The sequence below is a fragment of the Limnobaculum xujianqingii genome, from assembly GCF_013394855.1.
GTDB classification, from domain to species: Bacteria; Pseudomonadota; Gammaproteobacteria; order Enterobacterales; family Enterobacteriaceae; genus Limnobaculum; species Limnobaculum xujianqingii.
Genome location: NZ_JABMLK010000002.1, coordinates 108,575 through 129,083 on the forward strand (window position 1 = coordinate 108,575; position 20,509 = coordinate 129,083).

A 20,509-nucleotide genomic window follows, 5' to 3' on the forward strand; every position below is an offset into this window, starting at 1 on the left:
GAAAGGTTATCAGGAGATAGGCCTGTATAATTATTTTGATGCCATAGCAATAGACTGTTTGAGCAGCTCAATAAGCTCACTACCATCACGGGTGGTAAATTTTGCGCAGGGCTCATCCCAGTTATTATCAGAAATGGTATAGATGATGAACTCTCCCTGCTCATCAAAAGAGGGGTACCAACCTACATCGACAATGTTTCCATTACTGAACTCTATTTGCAGTAAGTCTTCATCCAACTGGTCAATTATAGTAGGTAAAGATTGATTTAAATTTAATGAGGCGATCTGATTGTAGATACTTACGCTATTTTTTACTTTAACGCTGACGCCACATACCATTATTTCTTTAGCCATGAAATCCATCTCATTTTCATTAAAATCAATAAATTACATTTAAAAACACGCCTTTATCATAACGGTTTTGTATTCATTAGTGAAACATTAATCTCAAAATTATTATAAAAATATTTAATTTATAATTATATTTAACTAACTAATTGTTATATATGAGATAAAGAAACAACGGTTTGATAAATGAGATTTTAATTTTTTATCACCAGAAGATAATTGATAAGTTATTGATGATGGTGATTTTTCATTCGGTTTGAACATAAAATCATCAAACTTTTAGGGGGAATGCAAACGCTGATTTTATTTTTCAGCGGGGAATATTGTTATCTGCCGATGGGTAATATTTTTTAATCAATGTGTTGCAGTCATGGGGTAACCCGTATGTTTTTTTGCATCTGGTAAACGGTCAAAACGGCTCTGTTTGTTATGAACCATTCTTAAATAGAGATAATTTAGGGAAATGTTCTGGTTTTTGCTGGCAAATAAAGCACGATGACCTATTTTCAGTTGTGTGGTTTACAGTATGTCGAATTTACTGCTATAACTAGTATCTAGTGACCATTCATAAAGCTACGCAATACTGACCGCGAATCAATGGATTGAGTGCCTTCAGCGACGGAACATCTCTGAACGATATATGCATTCCTGAGTTATTTTCCGGCTACGGAATGTGTGTGCGTTGGTCACTTTTGGAAACCTAATTAATAGATTTTTAGGCAAGTTTTTTGCAAATACAATAATTCGATAACAGGTTACAAGTAAATGACAGCGTCTTCTCCCACAATAACTGGCCAGCCAAAAGCGCGACCGTTGAATAAAAATGATTATAAGACCTTAGGGTTATCCTCTCTTGGAGGCACTCTGGAGTTTTATGATTTCGTTATCTTTGTTTTCTTTACCGGAACATTAACCCATCTGTTTTTCCCTGGTGACAATGAGTTTATTGCCCAGATGAAAACTTTGGGTATTTTTGCTGCCGGTTATCTGGCTCGTCCGCTCGGTGGGATTATTATGGCGCACTACGGTGATAAAATTGGCCGTAAGCGCATGTTCACCTTGAGTATTTTCCTGATGGCGTTGCCAACGCTGGTTATTGGCTTGCTGCCGACTTACGCTTCTATTGGTGTGATGGCACCGGTTCTTCTACTGCTAATGCGTATTCTACAGGGAGCAGCCATTGGTGGTGAAATGCCTGGAGCATGGGTATTTATTGCGGAGCATACCCCTGAGCAGCGTTATGGTTTAGGCGTTGGTACCTTAACGTCTGGTATTACCGGCGGCATTCTGTTGGGCTCAATTGTAGCTATCGTTATTCAGCGCAGTTACAGCACCGCAGAAATTAATGAATATGCATGGCGTATTCCGTTCATTCTGGGCGGCGTATTTGGTTTTATCTCGGTTTATCTGCGTAAGTTCCTGCAAGAAACCCCAATCTTTAAAGAGATGGCAGAGAAGCACGCACTGGCAAAAGAGCTTCCGGTTAAAACTGTTATCAGAAGTCATAAACAAGCCTGTGGTATTACCGCGATTTTAACCTGGTCGCTGTCTACTGCAATTGTAGTTACCATTCTGATGACGCCTTCTGTAGTGGTTGAGAAGATGTATCAGGTGGACAGAACTATTTCTCTGGAAGCCAACTGTGTCGCTACGCTAATGTTAACGCTGGGATGTATTTTCTGGGGTTGGATTAGCGATAAATTAGGTACACGTATCTGTATGGCGGCTTCATGGGGCGGTCTGGCAATTACGGCCTACCATTTTTATAGTTCACTACATCCGGAAATTGGTGCCGGAGAGCTGATGTTTAACTATGGTTTGATGGGGCTGTTTGTCGGTGCGATTGCCACTACACCAATTGTTGGTGCACGTGCATTCCCTCCGGCTATTCGCTTCTCCGGTTTATCATTTGCCTACAACCTGGCTTACGCGGTATTTGGTGGTTTAACGCCAATGATCACCGGCGCATGGTTACAGCAAAGCGCTATGGCACCGGCTTACTATGTAGGGATCGTTTCTCTGTTAGCCGTTGCGGTTGCTTTCCTGCCGTTGGCGTACAAAGGCTGGACAGCAAAAAAGCAGCCTGATGCAATTCCTGCGGCGCCGGTTATTGCTGATTAAGGTGATATAACATGGAAACCGCCATTCAGCTAACTTCATTCGGTTAAGCAAAATGGACGGTTGAACCATCTGGATGGCGTATCATATGAGCCCCTTATTTTTGACGGGGCTTTTTTATGCTTACTGGAAAAAGAAAACGGCCCAAGTAAGGGCCGTTTGAAGCTCAAAAAGTAGTATCCCGTTCACTCAAAACATCTTAAATGAACATGTCCGAACATGGCCAGCTTTTGCTGAATCTTATCCGGCAACACTAATTAGAATTGGTATTTAATTCCTAACATGGCAGAGGTATCGCTGTAACCGTTATCGCCAATCTGCTGAGCGGCGTTACCCCAAATGTTCAAACGTTTAGATAACTGTCCTTCGACACCCAGTTTCAATTCGCCAATGTTTTTGGTACCACTCATTTCATCTCTGGTATCTGCAATCTGAACGGCATAATTGTTGGTATTATGGATCCAGTTTGCTTCTACGAATGGCTGGAATTTACGATCTTTGCCATCATCCCAATGGCTGTGGCCGTTGATGTATGCTTTTAAACCAAGACGGGTTTGCAAATTACCTTTAGTCTTATCAGACACCTTGGTGCGAGTACCAGTAACATCAGCTTGCTCATAATGATCTTTTGCCTGCACATCCATCCAGACTACTTGCGCTTTTGGTTGTAACCAGTAGCTGTCGCGGCCGTTTTCGCCTAGCTTAAAGCTATAACCACCTTCAAGCGATGCTGTAACACCACGTGATTTGTAGGTTTCAGTAGCTCGTTCATCGCCAGTGACTTCATTATCAAACCAGTTGTAAAGTACCCAGCTATCAATATAGGCACCGGTCTTATCTGCCTGATTGGCATACCAGGTTCCATACAGACCGGCGCTGTAGCCATCAACTTTACCGCGTGATTCGCGATTAATGACATGAGATTTGGTATTGCTCTGGTTGTTACCGTAACCAGCCATTGCACCTAAATGCCAGCGATCCAAACCGTCTGAACTCCACTGTGCTAAATCACCACCAATTTGTGCCACATAGCGATTACTTTGTGTTTTCAACTGCTCATTACTATTTTTAAAACGGGTATGACCACCAACGTGACGCATCCACATGCTGGTGACCTTCTGCTCACCGGTTAATACATCGGTGTATTGAGTTTCACCTAAACGATCGTGCAAGCGCATCAGGAACATGGTATTCGCTGCGTAATTGTTGGCCAAATAGCTGCCGAATTCAGGACGCAGAATCTGCTCATTGTTTGAATCTTCAGGTACTGGCGTGACCGGTGAACCCGGATTTGGCTCAACAGGTGAAACGGCGCTGCTTAAATACCAGTTTTCATCCGCAGTGCCTTTCGCGATTTGATAGTCATAAGCACCGGCAACAATTCGGTTTTGTTGAACAAATTCCCCGATTGATTGACCGCCAACTTCAACGATCTTAATGCCATTGATGGTTTGCCCACCCGTACCGCCAATATTATTGATCGCAACTTTGGTGGTACCTGCTTCAACATTGCCCTGAACAATTAATTTATCGGTTACTGAATTATCATCACCTAACGCTGTATTCAGCACTAACACCGCATCGTTACCGGCATAATTTCCGGTAACCAATAATTCTTTTGGGGTAAATGTGCCTGTAGCTGGGGTGTTATAAGCAAGGGTTGCACCATTCAGGGACAGGTTAGATACCACAGAATCCCCCGCCATGTTCCAGATGCTTTGTGTACCATTCAGGGTGAGATCAATGGTACTGGCAGACGTGTCGAGCGAGGTAATGCCATTAAACACGGAGTTATCAGCCATTGTGATATTAATAGCACCATCATTTTCTGACATCATATTGCCATTAATCACATACTTTGCGTTATTGCCGGTAATCAGACTATCTGCACCATTTGCCAGAAAAGCATAGCCAGCATCAATATTAATATCAGCGCCGGTTAACGTAATATCGCTGCCAGAATAAACCGTAGCTGCGGCAGAATCACTGGCACCACCACTCAAAGTAATATTTGCGGTATCGGCAAAATCAATGCTACCGCCATCAGAGGCATACAAACCATATAATATGGCCGATGAGTTATTGGTAATATTATTAATGGTGACTGCTTTTTGCGCGGTGATGTTAGAACCTGTTCTGTAAGCATTAATGGCAGTAGTGCGATCGCCCCCATTTAACAGATTTACGGTAGTTGTGCCGTTTAACGCAATCTCCCCTCCATCAACGCTTGATGAACCTCTCATCCACCCCTCTGCGGAAACAGCACGAATATAGTTCGCGCCATTGGAGTTTATTTCAATCAGTAATCCATCCTGAGTTTCAATTTTTGAACCCGTTAAATAAGCAAATAGTCCTCTGGAGCCGATACCTGCATCATTTAATGTGATGGTGGTATTCTCATTGAGTTTCGCAGTCAAACTACCCGAACCACCATTAATATCGACACCAATAAGACGCATCTGATCGTTACCATTAATGGTAAATGATGAATTCGCAGCCAATTCGGCTGATATAATACTTGCTGTTGCTGCAGGGGAACCACTCTTTAATCTAACTGCACTCACATCAGAAGCAGTCACGCCATTTTCGACATTAGCAACAATCGTTGTGCTGCCAAAAATGACATTACTATTAAATACCTGAATTACACCAACCTCACCCAACGCATTCGCTGTTAATTTATAATCAATTTTAATGTCATCGGAATAGTTAAACGACTGGTCCTGATATAGGTTTATCCCCCAGCTATTCTCAACATTAACCTCACCTGCATGGGCTGCTAATGTTGCTTGATCGTTAACGGTTGTCGTGGCGGGTGCTGCATGAACAGTATTGCTTAAGATAAGACCAATACTAAAGGCGAGTAGAGTCCTTTTCATTACGTATCCTTACTATTAATTAAATGTTCATCATTTAATAAATGAACGGTATTATTCAATAAATTAATAACAACTCATTCGTATTTATTTTTTAATCGTCGGCATAATAATTGAGAAGTGTTGCTAAAACCAGAAAAAATTAATTTGTAATGATTTAAATCAAAAATAAAAATATAACAGCAACTATTTCGTGGTTATTTTTATTGCTGATAAATTGAATTTCATTGCGATATTATTAATAAGATGGTTAATAATGGAGAGGGTAAACAATTCTGTTTAACTGGCATTCTGGCGAATCATGCTGTCCGGTGATTCAATGGTATTCGTGTTATGGATAATCGGGTGGATAACTGAAGAGCATGTTGAGCTTTTTCTGGGGGTGTTTTGTCGGAGCCTGGTGGCTGCCTTTGGTTCGGTGGTCAGTATTTTGCAGGCTTTTCATGATACCAGTTCGTACCATAGGGATGATGCCGAGCTGGAGATGAGCATGGGGCTAGACGCTGTTTATTGAGTCAGGGAAAGGCTTTCTGTCTGTCGACACAGGGAATTACACAATCTGAAGGGTAAGACAGGCTTTAATAATAAAAACCCCGCTTACTCAAGTCATCTTAAGTAAACGGGGTTAGTTGAACAGAAATTTTTAAACGCTAAATTTTCTGCGATGTTATTACAAGGTTCTTATTAACGAATACTGTTATAAGTATCAATCGCGCTGTTAAAGTCTTTCACCAGATTATTAGCATAAGAGCCCGGTTTCTTTCTGGCATCGCGATAGGTACCGACAAATTTAACCAGACGGTCGTTAACGCGAGAGTAGCCTGAGTCGACTTTTTTACCTTCTTCTTTTGCTTTGTTGTATTCAGCAGTTTGCAGCTCTAATTTTTCTTCCAGCTCTGCCAGATACTTGTTTGCCTGATCAATTTTAGCTTTATCTTTATAATCTTTAAGGGTGGAGAATTGTCCCACGATAGAACGGGCTAGCTCCAGAGACTCTTCGGTATACAGCTCCAGCAGACGACCTTCTTTTTTATAATTTTCAATGCGTTTCTGTTTCATCTCTTCACTGGCAACGCGAATTTCAGCTTCCAGCGCTTTGTATTGTTCATTCACCTGATTAAAACCAGGGGTGAAGACCTCCATCAGCTCTTTACCTTTAGCGCCATTGTCATCTTCATACTTCTTCATTTTGTTGTACTTCTCAAGCTCTTCCCATACCGGAAGCAGCTTGTCGATAGAGGCCACAATGGCTTCAGCTTTAGGGTCAATATTGTCAATATTCACTTCAGTAACCTTCAGCGCTTTTTTCAGGTTATTGCTTAAGCTGCTGTAAGGACGAGAGCTGAAATAGAGCCAGGATTCGATAACGCGATAATCCTTTTTCTCAATACCGGCTTTGACCTTTTTCTCTTTGTCAGGCCAGGATGATGTACCGTCAAGAACCCCACCACCATAAGCATTGGTGGCTTTTACATAATAAGAGACTTTTTCAGATAGCTTATAAGCTGCCTTTTCATCGCTGATGGCAGGTTTTTTAGCTTCTGATTTATTGGCTTCTGGTGCAGACGATTTTTTAGCGGATGTTGAATTTTGAGTGGTTGGAGCGCCAGGTGAGGCTTTAGGTGCTTCTGGTTTGTCATCACAACCTGCCAGTAATGCAGTATTAAAAACCAGCGTACCAAATAGTAATGCTTTACCTATCTTTTTCATTATATTCCCTTATAAGTTACCAGCACTAAATTATTCAAGAATGAATTATTTAGTATTTTCCATTTAAATCAATGCGTTTTATGGTAATTATTTTGGGAGATTAAGTAAATGCTGAATTTTATGATTTTTCAGGATTATGGCGTGTTTGTGATTTTTATTTATTGATTTATATCTGTTTTTTATCCGGCCGGGATAGGTTTGTTATTGTCTGTGATCCAATACTTTTATGGTTATTATCGGTTGGTAATATAATCTTGTTACATCAGCCATCCTGTTAGTGTTTTTTTGTTTGGTGTTAGTTAATTATTAGGGGTAAATAGATATATCATGTTGGAAATATGATGTATCAATCTACATTGAATTTAATACTGTTAAATCGGGCGCTATTCGTCGCAGTATAAAGCACAGTATGTTGAATATTGCGGTGACCAAGATAATCCTGAATCAGACGCGTATCCTTTCCCGCATCCGCTAAAGAGAAGCCACAGGCATGACGTAACATATGGGGATGCGCCTTAATATCCAGCTTTGCTGCCATACCATATTTTTTGATTAATTCATAAAACTGCTGGCGGGATAGCGGGTTGCCATGTTGGGATAAAAACAGCCATTGGGTATCACTGTTAAGCCATGCTTTACGCTGTTTTAACCACAGACTAATGGCTTCCTGCTCGCATTTTTGTAAAGGATGAGTGGTGGATAACCCTCTTTTCAGACGAGAAATAAAAATATGTTCTCCTTGAATATCGGTAATTCTCAGGCGACATAATTCACTGGCCCGTAATCCGTGGAAATAACACATCATAATTAAACAACGATCGCGATAATAATTGGTGCCCTTAGGAACGGCGTTAATCATGGCTTCGACTTCGTTAGCACTCAGGTATTTTCTCTGTGACATTTTTTCACTCTCATTAAGGGTTCTTACATGTGAACCGGGAACGAGTTGCAATTTACAGGGGGAACTGGGCTAAGGGTATCCTCTATGGCGGAAACTCACTTTCTGGAAATAAGAAAGCGTTTTTTAAACAATGGACTATGATTTAAATATGTGTTTTTTCTTGCCGGAATAAGTATGCAATCAAAATTGGATCTAAATCTTGCCCGTATTCTTTATGAGATTATTGATAGTGGTTCAGTTTCTGCCGCAGCGGAAAGCCTGAAGATGAATATATCTGCTATAAGCACCGGACTAAATAAGTTGCGAAGCTACCATAATAATGTTCTTTTTTTCAGACAGGGAAATGGTATGCAGCCGACCGCATTAGCGTTGGAGTTATATAAGTTTTATCGACCAGCATTAAACCTGCTTGATGAGGCAGACAAACTAAAAAATAGTACCTTACAGGTAGCCACTTCACCAAAATTGCGCATTGCGACCATACCTTTGTTAGATCTATTTCTTGCGGATAAATTTCTTGATGAACCGAGTTTTTGTGATGGAAGTAACTGGGATATTATTTCAATTCCCCGAGATCCTGATATGCGCGTAGAACATTTACGTAGAAAGCAAATTGATATTGATATTGGCGTTGGATTGCCCAAAGATAAATCGCTTCTTAGTTACCTGCTTTTTGACTGTGGCTGGGTAATGGTATGTAAAAAAGATCATCCGCGAATTAAGCAACGAATAACATTGGAGCAATATAAGCAGGAATCGTTGTTAGGTTTAATTTCTGCAGGTGAAAAATTTGGCAAAGAGTTACCAATATTCCAGTATGAGGATGGTTCTCTCCTGATTAAACGTTTCCGTTCTTCCTCTATGGTTACTGTGCTGCTTCAGGTTTCTACCAGAGAACTTGTTACTGTAGTTCCTACGGTCTTCGCGCCCTGGGCTTGTAAAAGGTTTAATTTACGTACAGTTGAATATGATTTTTTTATTAATGATTTTGTCGCGATGTATGCATATATTCATCATTCAGAAAAAAACAATTTGATGTTAAAGAAAATAATTAAATTTTTCTCTGATTTAAAATAAATTTTATATTTGAATTCTTCTTCATTTGAAAAGTTCAAATGCATTTAATCATCTCCAGTATATACTTAATGAGTACGGAACAAGGTCATGCCTGTAAATGAGGTATGATTATCTATTGATATAAATAAGGATATTTACGCGCTCATACTGTTTTTATTGAAGAGGTCTCTATGACAAACCGCAAATATCTTACTGCCAGTGAGATTGAACGCCTGTTAGATGTATCCCGACAGGGTTCTAATCCGGAAAGGGATTATTGTTTAATCCGAATGTGTTTTATCCACGGCTGTCGAGTCAGTGAAATTAACAGCTGGCGTCTTTCAGATATTGATTTAGCCCATAACCGAATATTTATCCGGCGATTAAAGAACGGGCTTTCTACCATTCACCCCCTGTATGAACTTGAACGTGATGCATTATCTGCCTGGTTAAATGTACGCGCCCGGCATCGCTATACGGCTAAAGAGTGGCTGTTTTTATCGCAGAAGGGCAATCGACTTTCACGCCAACGAATTTATGAGATTTTGCGTGACTGTGGTCGCCGGGCAGGGTTGGATGTGAATGCACACCCGCATATGCTGCGGCATGCCTGTGGTTATGCCCTGGCAGATAAAGGTATGGATACGCGGTTAATACAGGATTATTTGGGGCACCGTAATATTCAGCATACGGTACTTTATACCGCCACAAATGCTCAGCGATTTCTGCGGGCCTGGTAATTAACTTAAAAGGAGAATACTAACTCGGAAGGTGTGTAAGCGTTTGTAACGCTCTGGACAAATTGTTCCAAACTGAACGCAATATTAATTACTAATAATTTTCTTGTCAATCTCCGCTATTTATCTAAATGTAGAAATATATTTATCAGTTATAAATCAATTCATTGTATCTGTTTCAGCCAATAACCCATTCTGTTTACCCACTTAATATTTTCATCTTTTTAACAAAGAGAAAATATTAGCTAGTGACTTTGTTAAAAATGAAATTGAAATAAAAAACTGTCTGCCCTTAAAAATACAGTCAAAAAAAACAGAGAATCACTAACTCATCAGGCTAATCCAGCGACAAACACCAAACCAGTCAATTTGGAGCATAATGACCAGTTAGTTGCTCATTTGTTAACCAGACAAACCAAGGAATATATGCATATAAATGCATATTTATCAAATAGATGCTTGCATCTTAATATAAAGGAAGAGTTAAATGAAAAAGAATCTGATTGTTGCTGCTCTGGTTGCTACTGTTTCAATGTCTGCTGTTTCTGCATTTGCTGCTGACAGTAAAATCAACTTTGTTGGTTCGATTACCGATGATGCCTGCACCATCGTTAACGACATGAGCAACCCACTGACCGTGACGCTGGGTACTGTATCCAGCAAATCGTTCAAAGCCGCTGGTGATGTTGCAGCACCAACCAAATTTACTATCGCTCTGAAAAACTGCCCGGCTACCGCAACTTCTGCAGTAGTGAAGTTTGACGGTACTGCTGATGCTAACGTGAATACCATTCTGGCCCTGACTCAGGAAACCGGCGTGGCAACTAACGTGGGCATTCAGTTAACTGACAGCAAAAACATCGTTGTTCCGTTATACACCGCATCTTCATCTTATCCGCTGAAGACGGGTGATAACAGCCTCGACTTCGTTGCCCGTTACTATGCTACTGCCGCCACGGTAACTGCAGGTCCGGCAAACTCTACCAGTAACTTCACTGTCGTTTACAACTAATCCGTTGTGGCTTCCCGTTCTTCTGGAATGGGAAGTTCTTTCTAACAGGCCAGCTTTGGCTGGTCTGCCTTTTTTGGAGCATTGCGTTTTTATGAATATCTGGTTTAAAGCCCTTTTTATCCCGCTGTTATTGAGCGGTACGCTGGTTCAGGCGGCCGAAACAGGTGGCGTTACCGTGGGTGGTACCCGCGTGATTTATAACGGTGGCAAAAAAGAGGCTTCACTAAGCGTCAGTAATACGGATACCAACCCTTATCTCATTCAGTCCTGGGCAGAAACCCAAACCAGTGGCGCTGAGAAAGCCCCTTTCATTATTACCCCTCCGCTATTTCGTCTGGAAGGGAACCAGCAGAACGTGCTGCGCATTGTACGCACCGGCGGCAACCTGCCGGAAGATCGCGAGTCACTTTACTGGCTTAACGTGAAATCAATTCCGGCTGGTAGCAAAAACGGTGCGGCGAATACCCTGCAAATTGCAGTGAAAACCCGCATTAAGCTGATTTATCGCCCACAGGATCTGAAGAGTGTACCTGAGGATGTGACTAACAAACTGACCTGGAGCCAGCAGGGGAACCAGCTGACCGTCAATAACCCGACACCGTTTTACATGAACTTTAATCAGGTGAAAGTGGGCGGGCGTGAAGTGAAAGACGTGACCTATGTGGCACCGATGAGTCAGGCCACCTTTACCGCACCGGCAGGCGCATCCGGCTCCGTAACCTGGAAGATTATTTCCGACTACGGCGGTGTGGGTGACGAACATTCTCCTGGAAAATAAATAAGTTAACCCTACGACAAGGAATAAGGGAAACCGCAGAGTTTTCCTCAGGCAACGGAGCAATTAAGGATGAAGAATACTAAAAGTGGCAGTACAGGACTGCGTTTAAGCAAAATAGCCTGTTTTGTCGCTGCCCAACTGGTATTGCCAGCAGGAACAATGATAGATGCTCAGGCACAGGATTACTTCAACCCTGCTCTGTTGGAGCTGGGTACGCAGGGGCAAAAGGCCGTTGACCTGTCAGCGTTTGAAAACAAAGGGGGGCAGATACCGGGTACCTATATGGTGGATGTCTACCTCAATAATGAAAGAATGGAAACCCGCAACGTTGAATTTCGCATGATTAAGGATGCGAAGGGCAACGAGAGCTTACAACCCTGTATTCCGGTGGACGATCTGGAGAGCTGGGGGGTATTAACCAAAAAGCATCCTGAAATTGGTGCGCCGGGCAGTGCCTGCGGTGACTTAACCGCTATTCCTCAGGCCAGCAGCGATTTTCGCTTTGATCGTCAACTACTGCTGCTGAGCCTACCTCAGTCAGCGGTGAACAACTCCGCCCGCGGCTGGGTGGATCCAAAACAGTGGGATCAGGGGATCCCGGCGATTTTGCTTAACTATAGCGTAAGCGGCGCCAATAACTATGCTAAAGACGGCAATGGCTCTGACAGCAACAGCCAGTACGTTAACCTGCGTCCGGGGGTCAATATTGGTGGATGGCGGCTGCGTAACTACACCACCTGGAGCCGTTCAGCCAGTGATGATGCCAACAGTGAAACCAAAGATAAGTGGGATACGGTGTATACCTATGCCCAGCGCGATATTACCGCACTTAAAAGCCAGCTGACGGCGGGAGACAGTACCGCGCCGTCCGATGTGTTTGACAGTATTCCGTTCCGTGGTCTGCAACTGGCATCCGATGATGACATGTTACCCGACAGTCTGAAGGGCTATGCGCCGATTGTGCGCGGTATTGCCCGTACTAATGCTCAGGTCACCATTCGCCAGAACGGCTATGAGATCTATCAAACCTATGTATCGCCGGGCAGTTTTGAAATTACCGATATGTACCCTACCGGCGGTTCCGGTGACCTGCATGTCACCATTAAAGAGTCTGACGGTAGCGAACAATTGCTGATTGTTCCTTATGCAGCACTGCCGGTTCTTCAGCGGGAAGGTCGCCTGAAGTACAGCATCACCAGCGGGGTATACCGCGCCTATGATTCAAGTATCGAACAAACGCCGCTGACAGAAGCCACCGCCATGTATGGCCTGCCAGCGGGATTTACCCTCTATGGTGGCGGTCAGTTCAGCAGTAAATATCAGTCGGTTGCGGTGGGTGTGGGTAAAAACCTGGGTGATTTAGGTGCCGTATCGGTGGATGTGACTCAGGCCTGGTCGCGCAGAAATGACCAACCGTGGTCGGCTTCAAATCAGGATCATAAAACCCGCGAAAGCGGTCAGTCATGGCGCATTCGCTACAGTAAAAACTTTGTTGAGACCGGCACTAACTTCGCCATTGCCGGTTACCGTTATGCCACCGATGGTTACTGGGGCATGCAGGAAGTACTGGATACCTACACCAGCGGCAGCAGCTATCGGGTGCAGGAACGTCGGCGCAATCGCGCTGAGCTGACCATGACGCAGGATCTGTGGCAGGGCGGCGGCAATATTGCATTAAGTGCAGTACGTGAGGATTACTGGAATACCGAACAAAAGATGGAGTCTTACGGTGCCAGCTATAACAACTCGTGGAACGGTATCAGCTATGGCCTCAGCTATACCTATAACCGAAATTCTAATGTCAATTATGGTGCAGACAACAGCAACGGCAAACGTATTTATGATAACGACCAACTGTTCGCTTTCAACGTCAGCATTCCGCTGAATTTGTTTGATAACAAACATCCGACCTATGTCAACTACATGCTCAATACCAGCAAAAATGGTAATACCACCAATAACGTCAGCGTGGGTGGCACCTTGCTGGAAGACAACAACCTGAGCTGGAGCGTTCAGCAGGGCTATGGTTCACAGGGGCAGGGTAACAGCGGCAACGTTAATGCCGACTGGCGGGCCACTTACGGTGAACTGACCGGCGGTTATGCTTATGACGATAACAGTCAGCGCCTGAACTACGGTTTACAGGGTGGCATCATTGCTCATGGCGATGGCATCACTCTGAGCCAGCCATTTGGTGAAACCGTGACGTTGGTTGCCGCGCCGGGCGCGCAGGGCGTGAATGTGCAGGGCCAGACCGGGGTGAAAACCGACTTCCGTGGCTACACCGTAGTGCCGTATGCCAGCCCGTACCGTAAAAATGATGTCACGCTGAATACCGAAACCTTTGGTGATGATACCGAAGTGGCGATTACCACTCAAACCGTGGTGCCAACCCGGGGTGCGGTCGTCAAAGCCAGCTATCAGACCAGCGTGGGTGGTCGGGTATTAATGACATTACTGAGAGCCAACGGACAGCCGGTGCCATTTGGTGCCATGGTGGTGGATTTAGCCGCTAAAAATGAGCAGGGCTTTATTGTTGGTGATGCCGGGCAGGTCTATCTGACCGGGTTGGATGAGAGCGGTCAGCTTAAAGTGCAGTGGGGCAGTGAGTCGGATGAACAGTGCCATGTGAGCTATAACCTGCCGCAGAATGAAAATGGCATTGTGAATATTAATGGACTGTGCCAGTGAGGAACAATGGAATGAGAAAAACATATATTATTAAAATAGTGATGCTTATTTTCTTTAGCATCTCTGGTCAATCAGTTTGGGCTTCTTGTACTTTTATGTCTTTATATAGCGCCAATATAAATTTAGGAAGCCATGTAGTACAACGAGACTTGCCTGTAGGTAGTATCATTGCCACTATTACCGATCCTGGCAATCCTTCCCAGTATATAGGGTACTGCGCCAGCAAATCAGGGGGAGCTTATAATTTATTCTCCTATCCAAATTCATCCCTTACAGGAATTAGTAACGTCTATTCAACTAATATACCAGGGGTAGGTATTTCAATATCAAATAGCACCGGAATCTATTATTCTAATCCACCAAGCTATTCGTATAATACGACTACATATGTATATCCATATCCCAGAATTATAAAAATAGTTAAAACAGGTCCAATTACATCAGGTTCTTTTCAATTGGGATTGCTTGGAAGAAGTTATTTAGATGGAGATGGACGAGATGCAATGCAATATCGTATTACAGGTGGAAGCGTTACACAGGTTGCATGCTCTATAACAACACCGAATGTTAATGTTCCTTTAGATTCCGTGTTAGCAAGTAGCTTTACCGGTGTTAACTCCACCAAAGGTGATAAACCTTTTACCATCGGCCTTAACTGTGATGCAGGCGCCCGTATTAATGCCTCATTAAGTTTCGACCAAAATACTGATACCTCTAACACCAGCGTTATCAAATTGACCGGTGCCGGTAGTGCTGGCATAGCCACCGGCGTTGGTATTCAGTTGTTATATGGCAGCACGCCATTGCAGCGTAATACCAATATTGTGCTTAAAACCTCCACCGGTGGTCAGGAATTTCCGACGGGATCTTTTACCGCCCGCTATTTCCAGACCAAAAGTACGGTGACCACTGGTGATGCTAACGCTACAGCAACCCTCAATCTGACTTATCAATAAACACAACTGGCCAATTAATTTAATTGGCCTACTAAACTACACGTTCAAAAATAAGGATATTTATTATGTCGACTTTATCTAATTATAAAAAAGGATTAATCACTCTGGCGGTTATTGGTGGATTAATCAGTAGTAACGCATTTGCCGATCCGGTAACCATTAATATTACCGGTAAGGTGACCGCAGCAGCCTGTACTATCGATAACAGCGGGACCTATAACGTGGTTATGCCTGATGTGACTGCTGCAACCCTTAGTAGCGCCAACACATATGGTGACTGGAAAACCTTTGATGTGACTTTGAGTAACTGCCCTGCCGGTACCACCTCAGTGACCGCCAAATTTAGCGGTACCGGCTATGCCACTAACGTATCGGTTCAGGTACAAAACCGTTCAGGCACCGCTGCCGATAAAGGTAATAACAGCACCATGACGGTGAATGTTGATGGTAGCAGAAAGGCGACTTTTGACCTGCAGGCACACCCATACAGCACATCAGGCGGCGCTACGGTAGGTAATATCAAGACCGTGGCATTAATGGATTTCACCTATAACTGATACTTCAGTTAACTGGCGGGAGAGCCATTATGTTAAAGCGCGTTTTTCTTCTCAATATGCTGCTTTCAGTCCTGGCTGTTTTATCGGGGCCGAAAGCATATGCCACCGATGTCAATATTAGCGGCAGGGTTACGGCCTCAGCATGTACCGTTAGCCCGATCCTTGCTGCCGGGCAGGAAGTTAATCTTGGCTCAGTGGGAAGAACGAAATTCCAGAATGCGAATGATACGGGCGACTGGAAAAGCTTTACCCTGAACTTAACCAACTGCCCGGCAGGTACCACCAAAAGCACAGTCACTTTTAACGGTACGCCGGACGGTACCGATAACACGCTGTTTGCCAATACCGAACCAGCAACCAGTGCGGCCACCCATATGGCCGTACAGCTGGCGCAAGATGCTGACCATAATGTCATTTTGTCCAACAACAGCACCATGACGGTCAACATTGACGCTGGTAGCGCGACATTTCCGCTGGCAGCCCGGTTGTATACCCCTTTGGGAACGGCTGGCGTAGGGCAGGTATCCAGCAGCGTGTTGGTTAATTTCACTTATCAGTAATGCACTAATACCGCTGGCAGGAGTCAGGCGTTTCCTGCCAGCGAGTACAGAAAGATTTAACAGGAACATGATGATGTCGTTAATAAAGAAAGATGCCGATAATTATGCTCACACCATTCTGGTACTGGAGCCTTGCGATCTGGCCTGGTTTGGTATTCAGCAAATGCTTCAGGCATTGCCAGAAAACAATATGATACTGATACGTATCCACGATACGGATAAACTGGCCGATGCGCTCTGTCAGCATCATGAGGCGGATACTTTACTGCTGACTAATATTGGTCGCGGCACCGATACTCTGGTGTTATTGCAACAGCTGACAACCATCGCCACCTGTGAGCAGAAAATTCATATCGCAGCCTATTTATCTGACACCGTCTCTTATCTGAAGGATTTATTAGTCGGATTTGGTGTTAATGAAGTGTTCAGTATGCCGGCCGGCCCGGAGGAGTTTGTTGAGAGCATTATGCTGCGTAACAAGAAAGGGAGAGCTGCGGTTCTTAGTCCTCAGGAACGTTATATTACACAGGCATTGCTGGCTGGGTTGAGTGTGGGAGACGTTGCCCAGCTATCTGGCAGGGATGTGCGCACTATCAGCACCCAAAAAAAATCGGTGATGAACAAGTTACATATGGCTAATCCCGGTGAGTTACAGGTATTAGGAGGACGAATGATGGCCAGAGAGATACTGATATAATGGAAAGTATTACCCCCGGTGGTAAAAAAAGGCATTGTAATGCACCCTTGCCCATTAGTTCGCCATGGACTACTGCATATTCTCAATACCTGTATGCCAGAGATAATCTTTCAGGCGGTAGAGTCTTTTAGCGTTATGGCTCGTACTCCCGGATTAGTTGAAGCGGATCTGGTGGTAAGCGATATTCGGGATAACGAAAAAGAGGCTATTGATGGCGTGGACTGGTTATTGTGGCTGCAGTCGATACGTAGTGATAAGCCAATGTTAGTTATTACAAATTTATTGTCTGATGAGCAGATTAATAAATTATGCAAACAGCCTTTGATATCGATGTTAGCGTTGCAAACGCCGGAAACACAATTGCGTCAGCAAATTGAGAGCGTGTTATCCGGAGAGCTGGTAATTAGCCCGCTGCTCTACATGTCATCGACAGTCGCCAGCATTGATTTGACCGTGGAACCGCTTACTGATGCAGAGCAACGAGTGCTAAAGCTGATGTATCAAGGATATAGCATTGTGCAGATAGCTGAGCAGCTATGCCGCAGTGCTAAAACTATCAGTACCCATAAATATCATCTGATGCGTAAACTGCGGGTCAGAAATGAAGTTGAACTATTTGCCCGAGTGGGGGCGTTGCATTAGTAAATTGTTTTTTGAAAGTGAGTATTTGCTTTTAAGTACATTCTGAATGTCCAAAAGCCGAAAATGCCATCAGCGAGGCACTGATGGGGTATTTTGCATAAAAAGTGAATAAGCAGAGAAAACTAATAAGACTTCAGTATGAGTTGTAATAGCAAAGGCAATTTACTTAACAAGTGACCTAAGGGATGTCACATTTTTGCCAAACTTGTTTCTCGTTGAAATATCTTGTCATTTTTATATGTGCCTGAGTTACAAAAAAGGCGTTTTAAAATCTGCTCAACTGAATAGACTGGTTCAACTTTTTCCCCTTTTCATTTTGAGACAGAAATATAAATTCAAATCATACAATTATGACACAAATTATACCTAACACCCTCTACAGTCTGTTTCGTTCCTCCATTGGAGGTATTATCTGCATTTTTATGCTATTCCTTTCTTTTAATGCCAATGCGGCTAATCATCATAAAGTCAGCAAAAAAGCACCGCTGGCAGCCCATGTGGTAATTAAAAGCAACAGTAAACGTAAACGCGTTTCATTAAATAACGCCAATAAGGCTTATCAACAATCTGATGAACAACAAGAAATTCTGGCGGGCAGTAATCCATTCCGCCAGCGCAATGTTGATGAGTTACGCATTACTGAAGGTATGCACCCGCAAATATCGACGGTGCAGAAAAACACCATGGTGACCGCTAAGCGCGAAGTGATCGCTAACTTAATGAAGCAGTTGGGCAAGCCTTATCGCTACGGTGGTATGTCGCCCCGTACCGGGTTTGATTGCAGCGGTTTAGTTAATTATGCCTATCGGGACCATCTGAAATCCACTCTGCCAAGAACCGCTAATAATATGTTTCATATGTCTGCCGATCAGGCGATAAAAGTTGAGAAACAGCAGTTGCACAGTGGTGACTTAGTCTTCTTTCGAACCCATAGCCGTAGCAAAGGTTATGCGGACCACGTAGGTGTTTATCTGGGAGATGGTGAATTTATTCAGGCGCCACGTACCGGTAAAGATATTCAGATTAGTCGATTAGATGACGATTACTGGCAGGACCATTATATTGGTGCTCGTCGGGTGTTATTGCCTTCAGCAGTACGATAATCGATAGCCTCGTTGATGTCTTGCATTACCGGGGCTGGTTAATCTTTGTCAAAAATGGCAATTGGTAAAACCAACGTTCAGAATCTCTCCGGCAATGAAGTTATCCCCCTCAGCTTGCCATCTTCCATGTGAATATAATCACCTTTTCTTAATTCTGACAGTACCAGCATTACATAGCTGCGTGATAATCCTGAGCGTTTAATAATGTAAGAAGCTACCGTTACCGAGGCTTTTACTTCGTCACTGGCTAAGTTTAACTCCTGTAACAACAGGCGAATAAAGGCGTAATTATTAGGGGTAATTGTTTTTTCATACATACGATAAAATTTGGTCATATTATTAGCTAATATGTAGTTTATTGACTGGTATAAATTTTGCTCAGCGATAACTCTTTGAGCTTCTTCTGTGGTCAAAGTATATATGGTGCTGGTTTGGCTGGGTTTAATATAAAAATAAATAGGGTTAGTATAATAATTAGTCAGGCCAAAGATGGCCTGACCCTCATAATAAGCCAGCAGTCGTTCACCTTCATGCATATAAATAGAAAAAAATCCTTTCTGAACACAATAAACATCATCAGTTATCAGGTATTTATTTCCTTTCGGAATGGTTACTTTTTGGGTTTTATCGCTCTTGATAAAAGCGTCCATTACCAGTTGAAGATGTTTTGTATAGCCAGGGAATATCTCAGGCATTATTTTGTACCTAAAGGGGAGGGGGCTTATTAATTATAGGATAAAAATAGAATGAAGGATCATCAGGTTATGCCCAATGATTTTGCAAAATAACAGTCAATTTCCCTGACCAGATATTTAGAATCTCTCCGGTAACGATGTTATCCCAGTCAATTTGCCATCTTCCATATGGATATAATCACCTTTTCTTAGCTCTGACAGTACCAACATCACATAACTACGAGATAGTCCTGAACGTTTAATAATATAAGAGGCTACTGTCACGGACTCTTTTACTGCATTGCTACTCTGATCTAAATCGATAAGCAGAGCGCGAATAAAAGCATAGTTACTGGAAGTGATGGTTCTCTCGTACATTTCAAAAAGTAAGCCTACATTATGCGACTGTATACAAATAAATGACTCATACAGATTTTCTTCTTTTATGATTCGGCGCGCTTCTTCGATGGACAAAGTCAATATGGTACTGGTTTTATTGGTCTTTATATAATGGTCAATTGTTGGGGTATAAAGATAAGCCAAACCAAAAATAGTAGGGCCTTCAGCATAACTCAATAAACGATCTTCACGATTCATATAGACAGGAAATACCCCTTTCTGAATACAGAAAACACGATCAGTAATGGGGTATTTGCTCCCTTTTTTAATTGTAACCTCTTCAATCTTATCGCTTTTTAGAAAAGCCTCTAACAGGACTTGAATATGCGTGTTGAATTCGCTGGATGGTGTGTACATTTTCTATACCTGCACAAGGATTTAGTTAACTATAGAATAAAAAATTGATGACAAGAAAATATTTTATAATATGAATTAATTGAAATTTAATTTCACTAAAAGTGATGTTAGCAGTTAATTAATCCATATAAATCGTGACTAATTTCATCTTCTTCATCAGGCTAAAAAGGATTGCTTTTATTTTTTACATGAAATTATTTTAATTCAAGGTGTTGTGATTTTTTCTTTAAATATTTATTGGATTTAATATCTTATAAAGCTATGCGCAATACATTGAACTGTGGGCTTTTATTATTTTGTTTCTAATCTATATTTATTATTAGATATGTTTCATATG

At 42.7% G+C, this 20,509-nt stretch carries 18 protein-coding genes; 12 read left to right on the top strand and 6 right to left on the bottom strand.

The window, feature by feature from the left end; all coding sequences use genetic code 11:
- Nucleotides 1-30: 30 nt before the first annotated feature.
- Nucleotides 31-354 carry a hypothetical protein gene (locus GOL65_RS14440; RefSeq protein ID WP_140920338.1) on the bottom strand — a complete coding sequence of 108 codons (324 nt, stop codon included), beginning with the start codon at nucleotides 352-354 and terminating at the stop codon, nucleotides 31-33.
- A gap of 759 nt (nucleotides 355-1,113) precedes the next feature.
- Between GOL65_RS14440 and GOL65_RS14445 the strand changes: the two genes are divergently transcribed.
- Nucleotides 1,114-2,469 (top strand): MFS transporter, encoded by a 1,356-nt coding sequence (locus tag GOL65_RS14445; protein ID WP_140920337.1) that lies wholly within the window; start codon nucleotides 1,114-1,116, stop codon nucleotides 2,467-2,469.
- Between the two features lie 254 nt (nucleotides 2,470-2,723).
- On the opposite strand, the gene GOL65_RS14450 is transcribed toward GOL65_RS14445, so the two are convergent.
- The 3 genes from GOL65_RS14450 to GOL65_RS14460 form a co-directional block, all read right to left on the bottom strand.
- Nucleotides 2,724-5,345, bottom strand: coding sequence for an autotransporter outer membrane beta-barrel domain-containing protein (locus GOL65_RS14450; protein WP_179038424.1), 2,622 nt, complete (start codon nucleotides 5,343-5,345; stop codon nucleotides 2,724-2,726).
- 681 nt (nucleotides 5,346-6,026) lie between these two features.
- Nucleotides 6,027-7,052: a DUF3829 domain-containing protein gene (locus GOL65_RS14455; protein ID WP_140920335.1), complete on the bottom strand. Its 1,026-nt coding sequence runs from the start codon at nucleotides 7,050-7,052 to the stop codon at nucleotides 6,027-6,029.
- Nucleotides 7,053-7,398: 346 nt separating this feature from the next.
- Nucleotides 7,399-7,953 (bottom strand): tyrosine-type DNA invertase, encoded by a 555-nt coding sequence (locus tag GOL65_RS14460; RefSeq protein WP_179038425.1) that lies wholly within the window; start codon nucleotides 7,951-7,953, stop codon nucleotides 7,399-7,401.
- Between the two features lie 174 nt (nucleotides 7,954-8,127).
- On the opposite strand from GOL65_RS14460, the gene GOL65_RS14465 reads away from it, so the two are divergent.
- From GOL65_RS14465 to GOL65_RS22455, 11 genes are all read left to right on the top strand, one after another.
- The gene (locus GOL65_RS14465; RefSeq protein ID WP_140920333.1) at nucleotides 8,128-9,030 is read left to right on the top strand and encodes a LysR family transcriptional regulator; all 903 of its coding nucleotides are present in this window, start codon (nucleotides 8,128-8,130) and stop codon (nucleotides 9,028-9,030) included.
- A gap of 170 nt (nucleotides 9,031-9,200) precedes the next feature.
- Nucleotides 9,201-9,749 (top strand): tyrosine-type DNA invertase, encoded by a 549-nt coding sequence (locus GOL65_RS14470; protein WP_140920332.1) that lies wholly within the window; start codon nucleotides 9,201-9,203, stop codon nucleotides 9,747-9,749.
- Between the two features lie 484 nt (nucleotides 9,750-10,233).
- Entirely contained in the window at nucleotides 10,234-10,758 is a 525-nt protein-coding gene (locus GOL65_RS14475) for a fimbrial protein (RefSeq protein WP_140920331.1), read from the top strand.
- Nucleotides 10,759-10,849: 91 nt separating this feature from the next.
- Nucleotides 10,850-11,536: a fimbrial biogenesis chaperone gene (locus GOL65_RS14480; protein WP_140920330.1), complete on the top strand. Its 687-nt coding sequence runs from the start codon at nucleotides 10,850-10,852 to the stop codon at nucleotides 11,534-11,536.
- 69 nt (nucleotides 11,537-11,605) lie between these two features.
- Entirely contained in the window at nucleotides 11,606-14,227 is a 2,622-nt protein-coding gene (locus GOL65_RS14485) for a fimbria/pilus outer membrane usher protein (RefSeq protein ID WP_140920329.1), read from the top strand.
- A gap of 11 nt (nucleotides 14,228-14,238) precedes the next feature.
- Complete coding sequence (locus GOL65_RS14490) at nucleotides 14,239-15,183, top strand: fimbrial protein (protein ID WP_140920328.1); 945 nt, start codon at nucleotides 14,239-14,241, stop codon at nucleotides 15,181-15,183.
- A 65-nt stretch (nucleotides 15,184-15,248) separates the two neighbouring features.
- Complete coding sequence (locus GOL65_RS14495) at nucleotides 15,249-15,740, top strand: fimbrial protein (RefSeq protein ID WP_179038426.1); 492 nt, start codon at nucleotides 15,249-15,251, stop codon at nucleotides 15,738-15,740.
- Between the two features lie 29 nt (nucleotides 15,741-15,769).
- Nucleotides 15,770-16,300, top strand: a complete 531-nt coding sequence (locus GOL65_RS14500) for a fimbrial protein (protein WP_140920326.1) — start codon at nucleotides 15,770-15,772, stop codon at nucleotides 16,298-16,300.
- Between the two features lie 73 nt (nucleotides 16,301-16,373).
- Nucleotides 16,374-16,997 carry a LuxR C-terminal-related transcriptional regulator gene (locus tag GOL65_RS14505; RefSeq protein WP_179038427.1) on the top strand — a complete coding sequence of 208 codons (624 nt, stop codon included), beginning with the start codon at nucleotides 16,374-16,376 and terminating at the stop codon, nucleotides 16,995-16,997.
- Between the two features lie 39 nt (nucleotides 16,998-17,036).
- On the top strand, nucleotides 17,037-17,639 hold the full coding sequence (locus GOL65_RS14510; protein WP_140920324.1) for a response regulator transcription factor: 603 nt from the start codon (nucleotides 17,037-17,039) through the stop codon (nucleotides 17,637-17,639).
- A 350-nt stretch (nucleotides 17,640-17,989) separates the two neighbouring features.
- Complete coding sequence (locus GOL65_RS22455) at nucleotides 17,990-18,742, top strand: C40 family peptidase (protein ID WP_140920323.1); 753 nt, start codon at nucleotides 17,990-17,992, stop codon at nucleotides 18,740-18,742.
- Nucleotides 18,743-18,819: 77 nt separating this feature from the next.
- Here GOL65_RS22455 and GOL65_RS14520 read toward each other — a convergent pair whose 3' ends face one another.
- Together GOL65_RS14520 and GOL65_RS14525 are read right to left on the bottom strand one after the other, a co-directional pair.
- Nucleotides 18,820-19,437, bottom strand: a complete 618-nt coding sequence (locus GOL65_RS14520) for a helix-turn-helix domain-containing protein (protein WP_140920322.1) — start codon at nucleotides 19,435-19,437, stop codon at nucleotides 18,820-18,822.
- Between the two features lie 117 nt (nucleotides 19,438-19,554).
- Nucleotides 19,555-20,172 carry a helix-turn-helix domain-containing protein gene (locus GOL65_RS14525; RefSeq protein ID WP_140920321.1) on the bottom strand — a complete coding sequence of 206 codons (618 nt, stop codon included), beginning with the start codon at nucleotides 20,170-20,172 and terminating at the stop codon, nucleotides 19,555-19,557.
- Nucleotides 20,173-20,509 lie beyond the last annotated feature (337 nt).

Excerpts from the sequence above, each read along its gene's own strand:
- GOL65_RS14495 (WP_179038426.1), top strand. The coding sequence starts at position 15,249 with ATGTCGACTTTATCTAATTATAAAAAAGGATTAATCACTCTGGCGGTT.
- GOL65_RS14480 (WP_140920330.1), top strand. The coding sequence starts at position 10,850 with ATGAATATCTGGTTTAAAGCCCTTTTTATCCCGCTGTTATTGAGCGGT.
- GOL65_RS14520 (WP_140920322.1), bottom strand. The coding sequence starts at position 19,437 with ATGCCTGAGATATTCCCTGGCTATACAAAACATCTTCAACTGGTAATG.
- GOL65_RS14460 (WP_179038425.1), bottom strand. The coding sequence starts at position 7,953 with ATGTCACAGAGAAAATACCTGAGTGCTAACGAAGTCGAAGCCATGATT.
- GOL65_RS14525 (WP_140920321.1), bottom strand. The coding sequence starts at position 20,172 with ATGTACACACCATCCAGCGAATTCAACACGCATATTCAAGTCCTGTTA.
- GOL65_RS14440 (WP_140920338.1), bottom strand. The coding sequence starts at position 354 with ATGGCTAAAGAAATAATGGTATGTGGCGTCAGCGTTAAAGTAAAAAAT.
- GOL65_RS14445 (WP_140920337.1), top strand. The coding sequence starts at position 1,114 with ATGACAGCGTCTTCTCCCACAATAACTGGCCAGCCAAAAGCGCGACCG.
- GOL65_RS14505 (WP_179038427.1), top strand. The coding sequence starts at position 16,374 with ATGTCGTTAATAAAGAAAGATGCCGATAATTATGCTCACACCATTCTG.
- GOL65_RS14455 (WP_140920335.1), bottom strand. The coding sequence starts at position 7,052 with ATGAAAAAGATAGGTAAAGCATTACTATTTGGTACGCTGGTTTTTAAT.
- GOL65_RS14465 (WP_140920333.1), top strand. The coding sequence starts at position 8,128 with ATGCAATCAAAATTGGATCTAAATCTTGCCCGTATTCTTTATGAGATT.
- GOL65_RS14475 (WP_140920331.1), top strand. The coding sequence starts at position 10,234 with ATGAAAAAGAATCTGATTGTTGCTGCTCTGGTTGCTACTGTTTCAATG.
- GOL65_RS22455 (WP_140920323.1), top strand. The coding sequence starts at position 17,990 with ATGACACAAATTATACCTAACACCCTCTACAGTCTGTTTCGTTCCTCC.
- GOL65_RS14490 (WP_140920328.1), top strand. The coding sequence starts at position 14,239 with ATGAGAAAAACATATATTATTAAAATAGTGATGCTTATTTTCTTTAGC.
- GOL65_RS14470 (WP_140920332.1), top strand. The coding sequence starts at position 9,201 with ATGACAAACCGCAAATATCTTACTGCCAGTGAGATTGAACGCCTGTTA.
- GOL65_RS14450 (WP_179038424.1), bottom strand. The coding sequence starts at position 5,345 with ATGAAAAGGACTCTACTCGCCTTTAGTATTGGTCTTATCTTAAGCAAT.
- GOL65_RS14500 (WP_140920326.1), top strand. The coding sequence starts at position 15,770 with ATGTTAAAGCGCGTTTTTCTTCTCAATATGCTGCTTTCAGTCCTGGCT.
- GOL65_RS14485 (WP_140920329.1), top strand. The coding sequence starts at position 11,606 with ATGAAGAATACTAAAAGTGGCAGTACAGGACTGCGTTTAAGCAAAATA.
- GOL65_RS14510 (WP_140920324.1), top strand. The coding sequence starts at position 17,037 with ATGCACCCTTGCCCATTAGTTCGCCATGGACTACTGCATATTCTCAAT.